This is a genomic window from uncultured Empedobacter sp. (genome assembly GCF_937930195.1).
Lineage (GTDB): Bacteria > Bacteroidota > Bacteroidia > Flavobacteriales > Weeksellaceae > Empedobacter > Empedobacter stercoris.
Genome location: NZ_CALGVK010000077.1, coordinates 40,452 through 60,392 on the forward strand (window position 1 = coordinate 40,452; position 19,941 = coordinate 60,392).

12 protein-coding genes are annotated in these 19,941 nt (G+C 33.5%); 3 read left to right on the plus strand and 9 right to left on the minus strand.

The window, feature by feature from the left end:
• Positions 1-65: 65 nt before the first annotated feature.
• The 9 genes from Q0616_RS04725 to Q0616_RS04765 form a co-directional block, all read right to left on the minus strand.
• Positions 66-677 carry a PepSY-like domain-containing protein gene (locus Q0616_RS04725; RefSeq protein ID WP_260541214.1) on the minus strand — a complete coding sequence of 204 codons (612 nt, stop codon included), beginning with the start codon at positions 675-677 and terminating at the stop codon, positions 66-68.
• A gap of 79 nt (positions 678-756) precedes the next feature.
• A complete protein-coding gene (locus Q0616_RS04730; protein WP_298775476.1) occupies positions 757-2,139 on the minus strand; it encodes an alpha-amylase family glycosyl hydrolase in 1,383 nt (460 codons plus the stop codon).
• A gap of 2 nt (positions 2,140-2,141) precedes the next feature.
• A complete protein-coding gene (locus Q0616_RS04735) occupies positions 2,142-3,845 on the minus strand; it encodes an alpha-amylase family glycosyl hydrolase (protein ID WP_298775478.1) in 1,704 nt (567 codons plus the stop codon).
• A gap of 288 nt (positions 3,846-4,133) precedes the next feature.
• Positions 4,134-6,311 carry a glycoside hydrolase family 97 protein gene (locus tag Q0616_RS04740; RefSeq protein ID WP_260541220.1) on the minus strand — a complete coding sequence of 726 codons (2,178 nt, stop codon included), beginning with the start codon at positions 6,309-6,311 and terminating at the stop codon, positions 4,134-4,136.
• A 157-nt stretch (positions 6,312-6,468) separates the two neighbouring features.
• Complete coding sequence (locus Q0616_RS04745) at positions 6,469-8,322, minus strand: glycoside hydrolase family 13 protein (RefSeq protein WP_284584242.1); 1,854 nt, start codon at positions 8,320-8,322, stop codon at positions 6,469-6,471.
• A gap of 224 nt (positions 8,323-8,546) precedes the next feature.
• On the minus strand, positions 8,547-10,844 hold the full coding sequence (locus Q0616_RS04750) for a glycoside hydrolase family 65 protein (RefSeq protein WP_298775480.1): 2,298 nt from the start codon (positions 10,842-10,844) through the stop codon (positions 8,547-8,549).
• Between the two features lie 28 nt (positions 10,845-10,872).
• Entirely contained in the window at positions 10,873-11,529 is a 657-nt protein-coding gene (gene pgmB, locus Q0616_RS04755; RefSeq protein WP_298775482.1) for a beta-phosphoglucomutase, read from the minus strand.
• 5 nt (positions 11,530-11,534) lie between these two features.
• Positions 11,535-12,881, minus strand: a complete 1,347-nt coding sequence (locus Q0616_RS04760; RefSeq protein ID WP_188319576.1) for an MFS transporter — start codon at positions 12,879-12,881, stop codon at positions 11,535-11,537.
• A 159-nt stretch (positions 12,882-13,040) separates the two neighbouring features.
• Positions 13,041-14,060, minus strand: a complete 1,020-nt coding sequence (locus tag Q0616_RS04765) for a LacI family DNA-binding transcriptional regulator (protein ID WP_286484238.1) — start codon at positions 14,058-14,060, stop codon at positions 13,041-13,043.
• 224 nt (positions 14,061-14,284) lie between these two features.
• On the opposite strand from Q0616_RS04765, the gene Q0616_RS04770 reads away from it, so the two are divergent.
• The 3 genes from Q0616_RS04770 to Q0616_RS04780 all read left to right on the plus strand — a co-directional run.
• Positions 14,285-17,215, plus strand: coding sequence for a TonB-dependent receptor (locus Q0616_RS04770; protein WP_171622846.1), 2,931 nt, complete (start codon positions 14,285-14,287; stop codon positions 17,213-17,215).
• Positions 17,216-17,228: 13 nt separating this feature from the next.
• On the plus strand, positions 17,229-18,851 hold the full coding sequence (locus Q0616_RS04775) for a RagB/SusD family nutrient uptake outer membrane protein (RefSeq protein ID WP_171622847.1): 1,623 nt from the start codon (positions 17,229-17,231) through the stop codon (positions 18,849-18,851).
• Between the two features lies 1 nt (position 18,852).
• Positions 18,853-19,941, plus strand: a 1,089-nt coding sequence (locus Q0616_RS04780; RefSeq protein ID WP_298775490.1) for a SusE domain-containing protein, incomplete at its 3' end; no start/stop codon positions are given.

A 19,941-nucleotide genomic window follows, 5' to 3' on the forward strand; every position in this document is an offset into this window, starting at 1 on the left:
AAAATAGCGTGATTTTAAATTACTTAAAATAAAAAAACCTCATCCGTAGACAAGGTTTTATAGGATTAATCAATTTTGATGAAATTTCCGTGCGAATTGAATTTCAATGTTTGTTTTGATTGTAAAAATTCTACTTCGTAAGAACCATCTTTTTTATCTCGTTCAATCTTTTTAATAGGACTTTTTAGATTATTTTTTTCAAGATAACTTTTTATTTTTTCAGGAAAAAAATTGGTTGGAATTGCTTTTCCTAACCCATTCTTCACTTCTATCCATTGTCCATTATCTGAAAATTCTAATTTTGTTCCATCTTTTAATTGAATATTATATGTTGTGATGTTGCGTTCAACTTCTTTTATAGCATTCAACAATTTGAGATTTCCGAAATTTTGTGCAATAAAATTCTGCACATTTACAGGTAAATTATTCGCTGAAACGACCATTTCATTTGAATCAATATTTACCGTTTTTTGTTGACCATCATCTTGTAAAACGACATAAGAGTTCGATGAATTCGATGAATCTGATCCATTCACTATATCGCTTTCCATAACGATAGGTTGCTCAGGCGCTTCCGATTTACTCGAAATAATATCATTTTCAGTAGATTTTTTTGATTCGCATGCAGTTAAAACTAAACTAAAAATAGCGAGTAATGATAAAACTATTTTTTTCATAATTTTGATTTTAAACGTTTATCAACAAGCATTATACCATAAAAAAATGCTGATTAAAATTTAACCAGCATTTAAGAGTTTATTTTTTCTGAACGAGAATAAGATATTCCCACGGTTTTAATTTCAGTTTAGTTGTCGCATCAAATGGTACATCTTCATTGTTCATAAAGTTTTTATAAATTCCGCTAATTGGAACTGTAACTTCTTTTTCCGACTTTGTTAAATTTGCCACAAAATAAGCTTCTGTTGTATTTTTCTTTCGTTTGAAAGCTAAAATAGATTTATCATCCGAAGTTTTAAGTCGTTCGTAAGAAGCTGCTTTTTTCGCTCCATTAAAGGCTTCATTTGTTACTTTTAATTCTCCTAACTTTTCGTAAACACCTCTCATTTTTGCATTCGGATTACGATCAATCGAATCTTTTACAAAGAATTTTAGTCGACGACTGAAATCTTCTTCTTGTCCATTATAAATCATTGGGATTCCAGGCAATGTGTACGTTAAAGCGGCAAAAGTTTCAACTGCATCACCCATTCTTTCATACTCTGTTCCTGCCCAAGAATTTTCGTCGTGGTTTGATGTGAATAATAATTTATAATCATCTGCTTGCCATTTTTTTGGAATCGAATCCATGTATGCATCAATCGCAGAAACATTCTTTTTACCTTTGGCGATATCATTCATAATATGATGAATTTCCCATCCATAAGCCGCGTCAAAAGCGTTTACTAAAAGATCTGGACTTTCTGTTTCACCTAACATAAATATCTCACGACCATTTGCCAATTGCGGTTTCGCTTCTTCCCAAAAATCAGTTGGCACTTCATGTGCCATATCGCAACGGAAACCATCGATTTTGAAATCATCTAACCAATATTTCATATCAGCAATCATCTGTTTGCGCATTTCTTTGTTTTCGAAATTTAATGCTACAACATCTGTCCAATCATAAGGAGAATGCATTTTTCCATTCTTATCTTGTTCGTACCAATCGGGGTGTTGTTTTACCCAAGGATGATCCCAAGCTGTGTGATTCGCGACCCAATCTAAAATAACATACATGCCATTTTTGTGCGCTTCATCAACCAATTTCTTGAAATCTTCGGCATTCCCAAATTCTGGATTAATTCCTCTATAATCTTTGATCGAATAATATGAACCTAAACCTTCTTTTCTATTCTCTTCTCCAATCGGATGAATCGGCATAATCCAAAGGATTTTGACTCCCAATTTTTTGATGTTAGAAATTTCTTTTGTTACCGCTTCAAAAGTTCCTTCTGGCGAAAACTGACGAACATTCACTTCATAAATAACGGACGTTTCTGCCATCTCAGCTGTAAAAGGAACAAAGGCTTGTTCTTTCATTTCAGATTTTACATCCTCTGACTTTGTTTCTTTTTTGCTTTCGCAACTTATCATAAACAAAGTCGTTATCAACATTAAACCAGCTATTTTTTTTATCATTTTTATCTTCTATTTCTTGTAAAAAAGTAATTCACTTTCTCTAATAATACTATATCAAAAGTGGTATTCATTTCAAAATTTCCGTTTACAACTTTGCCTGAAACACCTGAATCTGCATCGCGAACTTTAGTTCCATCTTTCCAAACCGAACTCACATTAATTGACTTTTTACCAATAGGCATTTCCAGTCCAATAACGACATCATCTGTCTTGTATTTTCGTGTAAAAATATACGGCGAATTTTGTAAATCAGTTTGATTTCCTGCCCCAACTGCGGGATGATTTCGTCTAAATTGTCCTAATTTCTGGTAATGTTTCAATAATGATTCCGTTTCTGAATTTGGTTTGATACTTTCCCAATTCATATTCGAACGAAGATTAGCATCTCCTTCAACGCCCACAACTTCTAATGGACGAGCTGTTTCGTCACCATAATAAATCTGCGAAATACCAGGTGTCAACAACAATCGAGTACCTGCATCCCAAGGATTTTGACGATTTTTATCGAAAGGCGAACCATCGTCATGGGAAGTAATGTAACTCATTACAGATTTCCCTTCCATTTTGTTTTGAAGAATATCATTGTATCGATCAAAAACAGTTTGATTGGATTCTTTTTGAGTTGAGCGCAAATCGAAATTGATTAATGCATCAAATCCATTCTCGAAATAGTTAACTGTTTGATCAGGAAAATGAAATTGTTGTGCATCATTAATCGAATAATTATAAACTTCTCCTAACAAGAAAAACTTGTTTTGATCTAATATTTTGGTTGGATTTGCAGCTTTATATTCTTCAAAAGCATCTTGACAAATCTCATTGAATTTCTTCCATACATCTTCTTCTGTATGTTTTACTGTATCGACACGATAGCCATCAATTCCGTACTTTCTAATGTAATCAGAAAGCCATTTCATGATATAATATTTCGGTGCTTTTGGTAAATTATATGTTGTAAAAAAAGCATTCAATTCTGCTACTTCTTTCTCCAATCGACCTTCTTTCGACCATTTTGCTAACAATTGTGGTGGTAGTAAAACATCATTTTCGGATTCCGTTAAAATATCTGGTAAGTTTTTCACCAACGTACATTCTATCGTCGATTTATAGGAATCGTACGTGCATTGAGGAGAAACACGAACCCAATCCGAAGGAAAAACACCATCCGAAGTTGTCGCTGGACCAGTGTGATTAATCACCGCATCCAACATAATACGAATTCCTTTCGAATGTGCTTTATCAACTAATTCTTGTAACTCTTTTTCAGTTCCCCAATTTTTATCAATTGAAGTCCAATCTTTTGTCCAATAACCATGAAATCCATACGTTTTCCCTTGACCTTCGTCTACAAAACCATGAATTTGCTCCACGATTGGCGTCATCCAGATGGCGTTTACACCTAAATCAGTAAAATAATTAGCTTCAATTTTATTAATTACTCCACGAAAATCTCCGCCTTCGAAACCTCTTAATTTTGCTGTTTCGGTTGTCCTTCCGTAGTTTACATCATTTGTTTTATCTCCATTTTCGAAACGATCTGTCAATAAAAAATAAACATTTGCTGCATTCCAAACAAATGGTTGTTTTTGGCTTGATTCATTTTCTTGTGATGATTTAACTTCTTTATTAGTTGCAACTTTTGAGGTTGTACAAGATGTAAAAAACAAACCTGCAAATAAACTAAGTTTTACTATTTTTTTAATCATTGATTCTGATTTTAAACATTATAGATGAGTCTTAAACAAGCTCAGAATGACAATTTCCGTTTTGTCATGTTAAACATATTTCAACATCTCATCATTCTTTATATAATCTTGAAACAAGTTTAAGATTACTTTCTATTCGTCATTTCAAGTGATTCTGATAAGAATCGTATCGAGAAATTAGGCGAATTTTCACATCTTACTTCTCGATATAAATTTTCTCCATTATCATTTCGAAAATTCACTCGAAATGACGTGAAATTAGAATTTAAAACTTTTTAAGTCTAAAATTTATTTAATCTCTTTAATACTAATTGCAAAACCTCCACCAGCTTGAGATGTTAAATCTAAAACTGATTTTACGTCAACCTTTTTTGTTTCGATTTTATAGGCTTGAGGATTTGTTTTGTAATGCGCATCTTTTGCATCAGCATAAATTGTTGCTTCGTATTTTTTCCCTTTCTCTAAGAAATCTAATTTGAGTTTCGTTGATCGAGGCGTTTCGCCATTCACATTTCCAATAAACCAGTTGTTTGAGTTTTTATCTTTACGTGCAATTGTTAAATATTTTCCTGGTTCAGCTTCCAAATAGTTAGAATCTTGCCAATCTACAGGCACATCTTTAATGAATTGAAATGCATCAGAAAATTGTTTGTAATGCTCGATAATATCAGCTGCCATTTGCAAAGGCGAATACATTGTCACGTACAAAGCCAGTTGATTTGCGATTGTAGAATTTACATGCGAATGGTTGTTTGGATTTAATTTCTTCACATCCATTTCGAAAATACCTGGTGTATAATCCATTGGTCCACCTAAAAGACGTGTAAATGGTAAAATTGTGACGTGATTTGGTTTAGATCCTCCGAATGCTTGATATTCTGTTCCACGCGCAGATTCATTACCGATTAAGTTTGGCCATGTACGTGCAAGTCCAGTAGGACGAACCGCCTCGTGTGCATTCACCATAATTTTATAATCAGCCGCTTTTTCTATCGCATATTGATAATGATTGATGGTATTTTGACTGTAATGATAATCTCCACGAGGAACGATATCTCCTACATATCCACTTTTTACAGATGTATAACCATTCTTATTCATAAATTGATAGGCTTTGTCCAAATGTCTTTCGTAGTTTCGAATTGCCCCTGATGTTTCGTGGTGCATCATAATTTTTACACCTTTTGATTTTGCATAAGCATTTAACATTTTTACATCAAAATCTGGATAAGGTGTTAAAAAATCGAATACGTAATCTTTATGATTTCCAAACCAATCTTCCCAACCTTCGTTCCAACCTTCTACTAAAACAGCATCAAAACCGTGCTCTGCAGCAAAATCAATATATTCTTTTACATGTTTGTTATTCGCAGCATGTTTTCCATTTGGTTTCGCATTTTTATAATCTGTTACACCTAATTGTATAGTTGGAAATTCATCTGTATAAGCCCAAGAACTTTTTCCTGTAATCATTTCCCACCAAACACCGATATATTTTACTGGTTTGATCCAAGAAGTATCTTTGATTTTAGAAGGTTCATTTAAATTATAAATTAATTGTGGCCCTTTAAATGCTACTTCTCTTGCATCGTCACTTGCAATAATTGTACGCCAAGGCGTATTGAAAGGTGCTTGTAAATACCCTTTATCACCTAAAGCATCTGGTGTTAACCACGATTCAAATGTTAATGTTTTATCATCTAAATTTAAACTCATTGCAGGATAATTAATCAACGCCGCTTCGTGTAAGTTGATGTAAAGCCCATTTGTTGCTTTCATCATCAGAGCTGTTTGTACACCTGTTTTTGAGAACGCTTGTTGAGATGCATTTCCGATGTATGCTTTATCAAATAAACCTCTAATTTCTGTTAATTTAGATTCTGTATAATCGTATTCTTGTGTATCGTAATCTCCAGGAATCCAGAAAGCGGTATGATCTCCTGCCATTGCGAATTGAGAACGCTCTTCTTTGATGACAAAATATTTCAAATTCTTTTGTTCTGGAAACTCGTATCGGAAACCTAAACCTTCGTTGAATAAGCGAAAACGAATAATCATTTGACGATCTGTATTTGACTGAGAAACCGTCACCGCTAATTCGTTAAAATTATTTCTGATTTTATCGACTTCTCCCCAAACTGGTTGCCATGTTTCGTCGAAAGTTAATGTTTTGGTAGCAATGATTTTAAAACCTGATAAAAAGTTCGCAATATCTTTTGCTTTATCGTCTTCCACTCGGTCTTGGACAGCGAAATCCATTTCTTTGTGCTTCGTTTTAAATTCAAATCCTAAATGACTTGGATTGATTACATCTTTTCCTTTATATTTTAATTGATAAGTCGGTTTTCCATCTTTTGACAATGAGAAATCCATCACAAAATTTCCATTTGGCGATTTCAATTCTTGTCCATAAACCATGTTCATCATTGCGATCCCTAAACCAAGTATAAACTTAAAGTTTTTCATAGTGTTTGTTTTTATATTTTTTGTTTGTTTTATGCTTTACGTCTAATGCTTAAAGCTATAAATTACATGTTGAGCTGAACTGTTTTCAGTTTTTCATTCTCTCCTTTATGTGACCCTGCACTTCGACATGCTCAGTGCGGCAGTTCAGGATGACTTATTACTTTTTAAGTTCAATAATCATTGCAGTTTTACCATCAATTGAGATTTCTTCACTTGATTTAATTGGAAATATTTTATCTGAAATAATCTCTTTACCTGAAGTAATTCCATCTAATGATTCTGTAAATCGATCTAATTTGAAGGTTTGTTTTTCTGGATTTGCATTCAAAACAACCATTACAGATTCTTTCTCGTTGTATCTAAAATATACATAAACATTTTGCTGTGGCATATAATGTTTTGTTTTCCCTGAATGGATCACTTCTTTATTTTTTCTCCAATTGAAAACTTTTGCTGTAAAATCGTGAAATTGTTTTTGCTCCAAAGTTCTTCCTTCGTTTGTAAAAGCATTTTTCTGATCAGCTTTCCATCCACCAGGAAAATCGCGACGAATATCTGCATCCCCTTTACTTTTATCGCCACGCATACCAATTTCAGAACCATAATACACTTGCGGGATTCCACGAACAGTAGAAATTAATGATAACCCCAGTTTATAATCATTAATATTACCATTCATCATTTCGTTCCAACGCTCTGTATCGTGATTTTCCATAAATACAAACATGTTGTTAACATTTGGGTATAAAAAGTCATTTGTAAACGAATTGTACAATTTGATCATTCCTTTGTCCCAAGACTCTTCTTCTTTGATTGCTTTTGGTAATTCTGAGAATAAATTAAAATCCATTACAGAAGGCAAATGTGAATTATAATTGTCAATTTCAGCAATCTTCGAATCTTTTTGCCAATACGAAATATGAGCTGGCGAATACATCCACGCTTCACCTACGATATTAAAATTAGGATATTCTGTCGTAATAGCTTTTACCCATTTTGCCATTCCTTCTTTGTTATTGTACGGATATGTATCCACACGCATTCCGCCTAATTCTGCATATTCTATCCACCAAATGGCATTTTGCGTCAGATAATTTAATACCAAAGGATTTGATTGATTCATGTCTGGCATTGTATAATCAAACCAACCGTCTAACGCTTCTTTTTTGTCTATTTCCGAAGCATTTTTATCAAACTGAGTTGTTGTCCGATAATTTGAGCGACGGAAACCATCTTTTCCTCCTGGAAATTTGTGAATCCAATCTTGCGATGGTAAATCCTGAATCATCCAATGCGAAATTCCCCAATGATTGGTTACATAATCTTGAATTAAGTACATCCCACGTTTATTCAATTCACGAGAAAGTTCTCGATAATCTTCATTTGTTCCGTAACGTCCATCAATCTTATATAAATCTGTCTGTGCATAACCATGATACGAATGTTGTTTTTCGTTATCCTCATTAACAGGCGTTAACCAAACTGCAGTTGCCCCAAGATTTTGAATATAATCTACATTATTAATAATTCCTCGCAAATCTCCACCATGTCGACTATCTGGAATAGAACGATTGGCTTTATCAGTCAATACTTTTTTCGAATCATTGCTTTCGTCACCGTTTGCAAAACGATCTGGCATGATTAAATACACCACATCTTTTGACGTAAAAGAAGAACGATTGGCAGAATTTGGCTGACGATCTTTTAACTCGTACGTGTACGAATCAACAACTTTATTTTTGTTTTTGATGTTAATTTTAAAGGATGATTTGTTTACATCATTTGTATTAACCGTTACAAAAACATAGTTTGGATTTTCTGTTTTCTGAATATCTTTGATCTTTATTTGATCCGATAACTCAATACTGTATTTACTGATATCTTTTCCGTAAACCAGAATTTGAACTTCTGGATTTTTCATCCCTTTCCACCAAAACATGGGCTCTACTTTTTGTATTTGAGCAAAAGCAAAGTTTGATAGTAAAGAGGTTAATACGAATAGTTTTTTCATTTTGTTTATTTTTTATTATTCATTTTTATTCATGACTATTTTAAATTCTTTTATATGAATTCATATGCCTTTGGGGAAGTCTTGACACAAAAACGAATCAAAAAAGTCAAGGCTTTAAATACGTTTTCCAAAAAAAAAAACGTAGAACACATCACTTAAAACTTATAACCTTAAATAAAAATACCTCGAAAGCCAAAGCCTTCAAGGTATTTGAATTCCCTTTATTAAATTGAAGGCTGAACAATAACTTTTTGGTCGAAAACATAAACCTCTAATGGCTTTGTTCCTTCCAATTCGAAAGTAGTTTCTCCTTTATTTACATTGACTTTTAGGATTTGATTACGGAAATTGATTTTAAACGAAAACCCTTTCCATTGTTCTGGTAAACGTGGTTCAAAATATAATTGATCGTTTTTAACACGCATTCCACCAAATCCTTCTACAATCGACATCCAAGTACCTGCCATTGATGTGATGTGTAATCCTTCGTGAACTTCTTTGTTATAATCATCTAAATCTAAACGAGAAGTTCTCAAGTAGAAGGTATATGCTTGATTCATTCTTCCTAACGTTGCCGCTTGAATAGAGTGAACACAAGGCGATAATGATGATTCGTGAACCGTTAATGGTTCGTAGAAATCAAAATGTTTTTCTAATTGCTCTTTTGTAAAATGATCTTCGAAATAATAGAATGATTGTAAAACGTCTGCTTGTTTGATATAAGCTGAACGTAAAATACGATCCCACGACCATTTTTGATTGATTGGTCGTTCTTCGTTAGATAATTCAGAAACAGGTGTTAAATCTTTGTCCAAGAAACCATCTTGTTGCAAGTAAACTCCTAATTCTTCGCTAAATGGAAAATAGATATTTGCTGCAATATTTTTCATTTCTGCTAACTCAGTATCTGTAAGATTTGTTTTAGCGACAATTCGTTCAAAATCTTGTGGATAATTTGTTTTAACATTTTCAACTTGATCAATCAAATAATTCATACACCATTGCGCACAATAATTTGAGTGAAAGTTATTATTCACATTATTCTCATATTCGTTAGGTCCTGTTACACCTAACATGACATATTGTTTCTTGTCATTTGACCAATTAACACGCTGTTTCCAGAAACGTGCAATTCCTAATAAAACCTCTAAACCAGCTTCAGGAATATAAGACTCATCACCCGTAAAACGAGTATAATTGTAAATCGCAAAAGCAATTGCTCCATTACGATGAATTTCTTCGAAGGTAATTTCCCATTCGTTATGGCATTCTTCTCCGTTCATCGTAACCATTGGATACAATGCAGCTCCTTTATTGAAACCTAATTTCGCTCCGTTTTCTATCGCTTTATCCAATTGATTGTAGCGATACATTAACAGATTTCGTGCTACTTTTTGATCTTTAGTTACCATATAAAACGGTAAGCAATACGCTTCTGTATCCCAATAGGTAGATCCACCGTATTTTTCACCTGTAAATCCTTTTGGACCGATATTTAAACGTGCGTCTTTTCCTGAGTATGTCTGGTTTAATTGAAAAATATTGAAACGAATTCCTTGTTGTGCTTTCGTATCACCATCTATCGTAATATCTGCCATTTCCCAAGTCTTCGCCCAAGCCTCTTTTTGGTTTATTAACAATTGTTCATAACCTAAATTATTCGCTTGTTCTAAAACCTTTTCAGCAGCAGAAATCAATTCATTTTCGAGATGATTTGTTGAAACAACATAACCTCCAAATTTTTCAATGGTTACTGTATCATTGGTTTTAACCTCAACTTCATATGTAAATTCAACTTTTGTATTCGTTTTAACATTGGAAATTGATTTGACTTGTTGATAACTTCCATTAATAGAAATTTTACTTTCCATAAAAGTCACCACATTAAAGTGTGTTTTAAACGTTTGTGCTTGTACAAAACCTTGTTCAGCTTTTATTTCTGACGAAATTGGCTCCCAAAATGTTTCTTCCCAATTGGCATCTTCATTTTTTACACCAGCATCTACATAAGGTTTAAAAACAATTTTCGCATCACCGTTCAACGGTTTGATATCATATTTTATCACACCTAATTCATCCAAATCAGCAGAAAGAAAACGACGAACAAACACTTCAATTTCTAATCCAGAAGGTAAAGTAGCTACAAAAGAACGATCCAATAAACCTTCTTTCATATTCAATTCACGACGAAAGTTTTTGATTTCTTTACACGTATTCAAATCAAATTGTTCACCATTAATTTCGATGTTAATTCCGATCCAAACTGGTGCATTTAACACTTTTGCAAAATATTCTGGATAACCGTTTTTCCACCATCCCACTTTTGTTTTATCAGGATAATAAACTCCAGCGATGTAACTTCCTTGAAACGTATCACCTGAATAAAATTCTTCGAAATTTGCACGTTGTCCCATTGCTCCATTACCGATAGAAAATAAACTTTCAGACGATTTTACGCGATCTTTTTCAAACCCTTCTTCGATAATTGACCATGCATTCGGGATGATATAATCTTGATTCATTTTTATTGTATTGTAAGTTGTTTGTGTTTTATTGATTGATCAATTCCATTAAGAATTCTTCTGTGATTTCTGTAAAATTGTTAAAATTATGGTTGGCTTCATTCAAAACCGAAGAATCTCCAATTCCTATGCTTGTCATACCTGCAACATTTGCTGCTTGAATTCCTGCAACAGAATCTTCGAACACGATTGAATTCTCATTTGGTTGATTGACTTTTTTAGCTCCAACGATAAAAACTTCTGGATCTGGTTTGGCATTCGTAACGTCATTTCCATCAACGATATCATCAAAATAATTTAGAATATTTACTTTTTCTAAAATTGGTCGTGCATTCTTAGAAGCAGAGCCTAAAATGATGGGTTGATGATTTGCTTTCAGAAAGTTTAAAACTTTCATGACTCCAGGTAAAATTTCAGAATCGTCCATTTTGTTGATATAACCTAAATATTCTTCGTTCTTCTGAATTAACCATTCGTTTTTTTGTTCATCTGATGCATGAACACTTCCTAATCCAAGGATAATTTCTAAGGAACGTACACGAGAAACACCTTTTAGCAACTCGTTATGATCGTGTGTAAAATCGATATTCAAATTATTTGCTAAATTTTTCCATGCTAAATAATGGTACTTTGCAGTGTCTACGATGACACCATCTAAATCGAAAATAAATGCTTTAGTTTTCAAAATGATTATGCTTTGATTGGTTCATCCACATCTTTTACACGCGTTACAAAAAGTGCAGCTATGATTAAAGCAACTCCACTTGTTACGATGGCGTAGATTGGATTATCATTATAAATATATTTCACTATAGGTCCGCCCAATAGAGCGTTGACAATTTGAGGCATGCAGATAAAGAAATTAAAAATCCCCATGTAAACGCCCATTTTTTTGGCTGGAATTGCTCCTGCTAAAATCGCATATGGCATGGATAGAATACTTGCCCAAGCGATTCCTACTCCAACCATGGAAAGGATTAATAATTTTGGATCATGAATAAAATAAATGGAAATTAATCCTAAACCTCCACAAATTAAAGAAATGGCATGGGTTGTTTTGCGACCAAATTTTAAGGCAATTGAAGGTAAGAAAAATGCAAAAATTGCTGAAATCCCGTTGTAAACTCCGAAAATAATTCCAACCCAATCTCCTGCTTTTTGATAGGTTTCTGAATGAGTGTCATTCAATGATAAACCATATACATGGTGTGCTATTGCAGGAGTTGCATATACCCACATACCGAATAAAGCAAACCATGTAAAAAATTGAACCAAGCCTAATTGTTTCATGGTTGTAGGCATATTCCCAAAATCTATAAAAATTTGAGAAAGACTTGATTTTTCTTCTACAATCGGTTCTTTTCCTTCGGCCTTTTCAAATGCTTCTAATTGTTCTGGCGTGTATTCTTTTGTAGTAAAAATGGTGATTAAAACTGTTACGATAATTGCTATTGCTCCAATGATAAATGATAAAATCAAGTGAAAAGGAATTTCTCCTTCTGCAGCCGTGCTCGAAACACCAAACCAATTGCTCAAAACATAAGGTAACCAAGAACCAATTACAGCACCTAAACCAATAATAACTGTTTGAATAGAATAACCTAAAGTTCGCTGATCTGAAGGTAACATATCTGCTACAAACGCACGCATAGGCTCCATTGCGATGTTGAATGAAGCATCCATGATCATTAAAAATCCTGCACCCATCCATAAAGCAGGCAATAATGCTGTAAATGCACCCGCTTGTGGCATTAAGATTAATCCGAAAGAAGCCAATAAGGCTCCTATTAAAAAGTAAGGTTTTCTACGTCCAAATTTAGACCATGTATTATCCGAATAATGTCCGATGATCGGTTGAACAATCAATCCCATTAATGGAGCGACAATCCAAAACCAAGACAATTCGTGTACATCAGCTCCAAAAGAACTTAAAATTCGGCTTGCATTTGCATTTTGCAAAGCAAATCCCATTTGAACTCCTAAATATCCGAAACTTAAATTCCAGATTTCAAGAAATCCTAATCTACGCTTTTTCATTATCGTAATTATTATTAATTATTTACGATAAGCGTTTCAGCTTATCAAAACTATATTTTTGGTTTGAGAAGTAAAAATATGTTTTGATTAGATTACAATGTTAAAACAATTTTTTGGGATTATTGCAACTGTTACAATTATTTAACCTAAAAATACTTACTAAAACGTTGTAGTTTCTCGGTGCAATAATTCTGTTCCGACAACTTCGGTTATATAATGTTCGTGTTCGTTTTCTGATTCTAATTTTTGAATTAAAAGTCGGGCTGCTATCTCCCCCATTTTAAATGCATTTTGTTTGACTGTAGAAATGCTTGGTATTGAGTTTTTGGATATTACACCATCAGTAAAAGCGATTAAATGTAAATCTTCTGGCACTTTAATCCCTCTTTTAAGAGCTGTTCTTAACACTTTTACAGCATACAATTCGTTAACTGCCATAACAGCATCAAATTCATTTTTTTCGAAAAAATCATCAATCATAGTGTCCAATTGACTTTCATCTTCTATTCTTAAAATCAAATTTTCGTTAACGTCAATCCCATTCGCTTTCAATGTCTTTTTATAGCCTTCTGTTCTTAATCTTCCGACACTTATGTAATCTGGTGTTGTAATAAACCCTATTTTCTTACGTCCTTTACTGATAAAGTATTGTATCGCTTCTTGTGTCGCTAAGACATCATCAATAATCACTTTATCGGTATACACCTCACGTGTTACACGATCGAACATTACAACTGGCATACCTTGATTGATAATTTCTTTGATGTGATGATAGTCTTTTTTGGCTTGGGTTTCTTTGGAAAGAGAAATGACGAATCCATCTATACTACCAGAAGCAAGCATTTCCATATTAATTACTTCTCGTTCGTAGGACTCATTTGATAAACATATTAAAACATTGTATCCTGATTGATTCGCTAAATTTTCGATACCGCTAATTACCATAGCGAAAAAATCGTGCACAATTTCGGGAATAATCACGGCAATAGTTTTCGTCTTTCGATTCTTTAAACTTAATGCAATATTATTTGGTTTGTAGTTGTATAATTTTGCGAAAGCTTGAATTTTATTTCGTGTAGCTTCACTGATTTCATCACTATTTTTTAAAGCCTTCGAAACCGTTGATATCGAAACATCTAATTCTTTTGCAATCTGTTTTAAAGTCAAATTCTTTTTCATAATCTTCTTTCTACCTAAACCATCAATCGTATTCGACTAATTTCTGTTTTTTTTATTAAATATTAACATCCTTCAGCAATTAATTTAATTATTTATTAACACGAAAACGTTTTCGTAACTATTATAAGTGTACAACATACACAATCAATGAATTAAAGGACTTACATTTGAAATTGAGAAGTAAAAATATAAATTAAAAATTAACGAAACAAAACGGAAAATATATGAGGATTTTAAAACAATCTCTTCTTGCATTAGTTTTATCAAGCCCTGCGATTTTATCTGCACAAACTGCAGTTAAAGGAACAGTTTATGATAGCACAAACAATGCAGTTCTTGCTGGTGCTGATGTTTCGAACATCACAACAGGAGTATCTACAATTTCTGATGAACAAGGAAATTTTACTTTAGAAGCGAATGACGGTGATATTATCGTGATTAGCAACTTTGGCTACGAAGATCAAGAAATAACATATGCAGGACAAACACAATTGCAATTACGTTTAGGAAAAACGACCGAAAACTTAAAAGAAGTTGTTGTTATCGGCTATGGTACAGCGAAAAAAGAAGATGTTACAGGTTCTGTTAATCAATTGAATTCAGAGGATTTTAACAAAGGATCGATTACATCTGCACAGGAATTAATGACAGGAAAAATTGCGGGAGTTTCTGTAACTTCTTCAGGAGGTGCGCCTGGTGATGACCAAAAAATATTAATTCGTGGAAATAGCTCAATCTCATTAAATCGCGAACCTTTATATGTTGTGGATGGCTTGCCTTTGGCAGATGAAAAAATTGGAGGTTCTCGTAATCCATTGGATTTCTTAAATCCGAATGATATCGAAACGATGACCATTCTGAAAGATGCTTCTGCAACAGCTATTTATGGTTCTCGTGCAGCAAATGGTGTAGTAATGATTACAACCAAAAAAGGGAAAGGCAAACAATTCAAATACAACTATAATTCGACAACTTCTATTTATGATCCAATCAAAATGGTTGATTTAATGAATGGCGACGAATTTAGAAAACTTGTGAATGAACATGGAACGGCTGATGATATTGCTAAATTAGGAAATACATCTACTGATTGGCAAAAATTGATCTATAAAACAGCTGTAGGTTTTGATCACAACTTTAGCGCTGTAGGGAAAATCGGAAATTTTATGCCTTCTCGTTTCTCTATTTCGAATACAAATCAAGATGGTATTTTAAGAGGTGATAACATTAACCGTACAACATTAAGTGTTAACTTGAATCCAAGTTTATTAGATGATCATCTAAAATTCGAAATTAACGCAAGGGGTTCTTACATCGAGAATATTTTTGCTAATCGTGATGCAATTGGTGCAGCGTTAGAATTTGACCCTACACAATCTGTTTATTCGAACGGAATTAATTCATGGCAAGGATACAACGTTTACACACAATTGATTGACGGACAATATTTCTTAAGAGATTTAACTCCAAATAATCCTATTGCTTTAATAAACGAAGTTAACGATACATCTGAAACAAGACGTTTTGCTGGAAATGCAAAAGCAGATTATAAACTACATTTCTTACCAGATTTAACAGCTACCGTAAATGTTGGTTACGACATTACAAATGCAAATGGTAGAAAAGTGACAAACTATGCTTTACCAAGTAAAAACACAAAATGGGACGGAGCTTACTCTAATTTCAGCAACGAATTTTCTAACAAATTATTAGATGCTTATTTAACCTATAATAAATCATTTGGTCTATCTACTCTGAATGCTGTTGTAGGTTATGGCTATCAAAAATTTGGTTACGATAAATTCTCATTCGATTCAGAAAAAGCAGAAATCGGACAAATTGCAGCTGTTGTTGACAAATACGAAAGTGTTTTATTATCTTACTATGGTCGTGTTAATTACAACTACGATAACCGTTATATCTTAACAGCAACATTACGTGCAGATGCTTCTTCTAAATTAAATCCAGATGATCGTTGGGGGTATTTTCCTTCTGCAGCTGTTGCATGGAATATTTCGAACGAAGATTTCTTAAAAGGCAACTCAACACTTAGTGACTTGAAATTACGTGTGGGTTATGGACAAGTTGGTAACGTAAATGGTCTTGAAGATTATTTATTCTTAACACGTTATACACAAAGTTTGTCATCAGCTCAATACCAATTTGGAGATAAATATTACCAAGTTTATCGTCCAGAAAAAGTTAATCCAAACCTAAAATGGGAAATTTCTAATACATTAAATATAGGTATTGACTATGCTTTATTCAGAAATCGTATTTACGGTAGTTTAGATATTTATCAGAAAAAAACAAAAGACTTAATTGCTGAAGTGTATGTTGATCAGTTTACCAACTTCTCTAATAAAATCAAACAAAATATTGGAGATATGGAGAACAAAGGGATTGAATTTAGCATCAATGCTGATATCATCAAATCGAAAGATATTGATTGGTCTTTTGGATACAATATCGCTTACAACGACAACAAAATTGTTAATTTAAAAAATGATAATTACGTTGGAGGAATTGATGGAGGAACAGGGATTAATGTTCAAGTTCACAAAGAAGGTCACACTCCATTTTCATATTTAGTTTACAAACAAATTTATGATGCAAATGGAAAGCCTATCGAGGGTGCTTATGCAGATTTGAATGATGATGGTGTGATCAATGAAGACGACCGTTATTTACACAAAAGTCCTTTCGCTGATATCACAATGGGATTCAATACAAGATTTAGATACAAAAACTGGGATTTATCTGCGACAGCTCGTGCAAGTATTGGAAACTACGTTTACAACAACGTCGCTTCTGCAAAAGGTTACTTAGCTAAAGCAACAGGTAATGGACAAGGATATTTATCTAATGTACACAGAGATTACTACAACACAGGTTTTTCTGCAATTACCGCAACTAACCTAACAAGTGATCATTATGTAGAAGATGGATCTTTCTTCAGAATCGATAACATTACATTAGGATATAATTTACAACAAGCAATAAAAGGAATGGATGTTCGTCTTTACGGAGCTGTTCAGAACGTTGCTTTATTCACGAATTATGACGGAATCGATCCTGAGGTATTTGACGGAATTGACAGAAACTTTTATCCAAGACCAAGAACATTTGTCGTTGGTTTAAATGTTAACTTCTAAAAACGTATTAAAAATGAAATTAAACATATTCAATATTCATAAAATAGCATTAATTGGAATCTTTTCATTATTCACATTAACATCTTGTCATGATGATTTGAATTTAAATCCAATTGATCCCGATATGGTAACAGAGAACGAAGTTTTCTCTAACGCTCAAGAAGCAAAAGCTGCTTTAGGAAAAATTTACGCTTCATTATCGTTAACAGGGCAAGAAGGTCCTGCTGGACAGCCTGATATAGTTGGTGTTGACGAAGGTACATCTCAGTACACTCGTTTAATGTTTTATCTTAACGAGTTAACAACTGATGAAGCAATTGTTGGTTGGGGAGATGCTGGTTTACCAAATTTGCATGCAATGGATTGGGGAGCAAGTAATCCGTTTGTTGAAGCAATGTATTTTCGTTTAGCTCAAACCGTTTCTTTCTCTAACTCATTCATCGAAAAAGCTGAAAAATTAGCTGAAAATGATCCAGAAGTTAAAAAATTTGTTGCTGAAGCTCGTTTTATACGCGCCTATGCTTACTATAACTTAATGGATTTATATGCGAATGTTCCTTTGGTTACAAAAGTTTCGTTAGAGTTACCAAAACAAAACAATCGTCAAGAAATATATACATTTGTTGAAACGGAGTTGAAAGATTTAGAATCTCTATTAGCAGATGCAAGATCTAACGAATATGGACGTGTTGATAAAGTTGCAGCTTACGCCTTATTATCTCGTTTATATTTAAATTCTGAGGTATACGTTAATCAAAATAAATACAAAGAAGCAGCAGAATATGCTAAAAAAGCAATCGAATCTGGTTATATAATCAATACAAAAGATATTAACGGAAATGGTTCTGCTTACGACGAATTATTCTTAGCTGATAATGATACAAATGGTGCGCAAAATGAAAACATTTTTGCAATCAATTTTGATGGACGTTATTCTACGACTTACGGTGGAGCTACTTTCATTGTAAAAGCGAAAATCGGAGGTTCTATGGCTCCAGCAGATTTTGGTGTAAATGGCGGATGGGGAGGTCCTCGCACAACAAAAGCATTGGTTAATCAATTCTCGAGTGCTGTTACACAAAGTAATTCAGCTGGAAATCCAACTGCTTGGAAAGACAAACGTGCAATGTTCCATTCGGATGGACAAACATTCGAAATCGAAAATGTTTCTGAGTTTAAAAACGGATATGCAATCACAAAATTCTCGAACAAAAAATCTGATGGAACAAATGGGAACAACGACACTGGAGAGCATGCTGATGTAGACATTCCAATTTTCCGTGTTGCTGAAATGTATCTTAATTATGCAGAAGCTGCTTTAAGAGGAGGTGGAGATACAGGTATCGCCCTTAACTATATCAACCAATTACGTGAGCGTGCTTATGGAAATACATCTGGAAATGTAACTTCTATTAATTTAGATTTTATTTTAGCAGAACGTTCTCGTGAAATGTATTGGGAAGGAACTCGTCGTACGGATTTAATTCGTTTTAACAAGTTTACGAACAATTACAATTGGCCTTTCAAAGGAGGAATTGCAAATGGTATGAATGTCGATAATCACAGAACAATATATCCAATTCCATTCAATGCATTAGCAGTAAATCCAAACTTAACTCAAAATCCTGGTTACTAAGATGAAAAATTTTATAAAATATATTTCGTTCGCTTGTGCAAGTGTTTTTGCGTTAAGCGCATGTAATGACGATGAAGACATCATACAATTAGATCCCTCAACATTTGTAGCGCCTGTAGTAGAAGCACCAACATCTAATTCGATTGTATTATTAGAAGAAAATGCGGCTTCAACTGCGATGACGTTCAAATGGTCTGCTGCTAATTATGGTGTAAACACTCCACCTAAATATGAATTAGAAATTGATTTAGCAGGAAACAATTTCGAAAATGCTAAAACAGTAACTTCTACATCCGCTACAACGGCTGATGTAACGGTTAAAGAATTAAATTTAATTTCTACAGATTTAGGTTTAGAACCTTTTAAAGAAGGTGAATTAGAATATCGAGTTGTATCAACAGTTGGTACTCCTGGTTCTCAACCATTAATTTCTAATGTTTATTCGTTAAACGTAACACCTTATCCTACAGATTTATCTACAAATTGGGGTATCGTTGGTTCTGCAACACCTAATGGTTGGGATGGACCAGATGTTCCTTTCTGGAAAACAGAAACTCCTAATGTATTTGTCGCTTACACAACTTTAAAAGATGGTGATATCAAATTCCGCCAAGATAATAAATGGGAATTGGACTACGGTGGCACAAATGGTAAATTAGAAAAAGGCGGTGAAAATATCGCCGTAAAAGCTGGTACATATAAAGTAACAATTGATTTGACTAACCTTACATATAAATTAGAAGATTACTCATGGGGGTTAGTCGGTGATGCTACTGCAAACGGATGGGAAGGTCCAGATGAAAAATTATCTTACGATGGTTCTATCGATTCTTGGGTCATTACAACAACTTTAAAAGATGGAAAATTCAAATTTCGTTTAAATAATGATTGGGCAGTAAATTTTGGAGGAAATGGAACTCCTGGAGAATTAACGGACAAAGACGGGCAAGATATTGATATTAAAGCTGATTTATTTAGAGAGTTAGACAATATAGTTAATGATAATTGTATATATGCATCTAATACTTCATCACTTCCTATAACAGAACTAGCTTCTAAGACAAAAAGACCAGATAAATGGATAGGTATT

Excerpts from the sequence above, each read along its gene's own strand:
- Q0616_RS04725 (WP_260541214.1), bottom strand. The coding sequence starts at position 677 with ATGAAAAAAATAGTTTTATCATTACTCGCTATTTTTAGTTTAGTTTTA.
- Q0616_RS04730 (WP_298775476.1), bottom strand. The coding sequence starts at position 2,139 with ATGATAAAAAAAATAGCTGGTTTAATGTTGATAACGACTTTGTTTATG.
- Q0616_RS04735 (WP_298775478.1), bottom strand. The coding sequence starts at position 3,845 with ATGATTAAAAAAATAGTAAAACTTAGTTTATTTGCAGGTTTGTTTTTT.
- Q0616_RS04740 (WP_260541220.1), bottom strand. The coding sequence starts at position 6,311 with ATGAAAAACTTTAAGTTTATACTTGGTTTAGGGATCGCAATGATGAAC.
- Q0616_RS04745 (WP_284584242.1), bottom strand. The coding sequence starts at position 8,322 with ATGAAAAAACTATTCGTATTAACCTCTTTACTATCAAACTTTGCTTTT.
- Q0616_RS04750 (WP_298775480.1), bottom strand. The coding sequence starts at position 10,844 with ATGAATCAAGATTATATCATCCCGAATGCATGGTCAATTATCGAAGAA.
- Q0616_RS04760 (WP_188319576.1), bottom strand. The coding sequence starts at position 12,881 with ATGAAAAAGCGTAGATTAGGATTTCTTGAAATCTGGAATTTAAGTTTC.
- Q0616_RS04765 (WP_286484238.1), bottom strand. The coding sequence starts at position 14,060 with ATGAAAAAGAATTTGACTTTAAAACAGATTGCAAAAGAATTAGATGTT.
- Q0616_RS04770 (WP_171622846.1), top strand. The coding sequence starts at position 14,285 with ATGAGGATTTTAAAACAATCTCTTCTTGCATTAGTTTTATCAAGCCCT.
- Q0616_RS04775 (WP_171622847.1), top strand. The coding sequence starts at position 17,229 with ATGAAATTAAACATATTCAATATTCATAAAATAGCATTAATTGGAATC.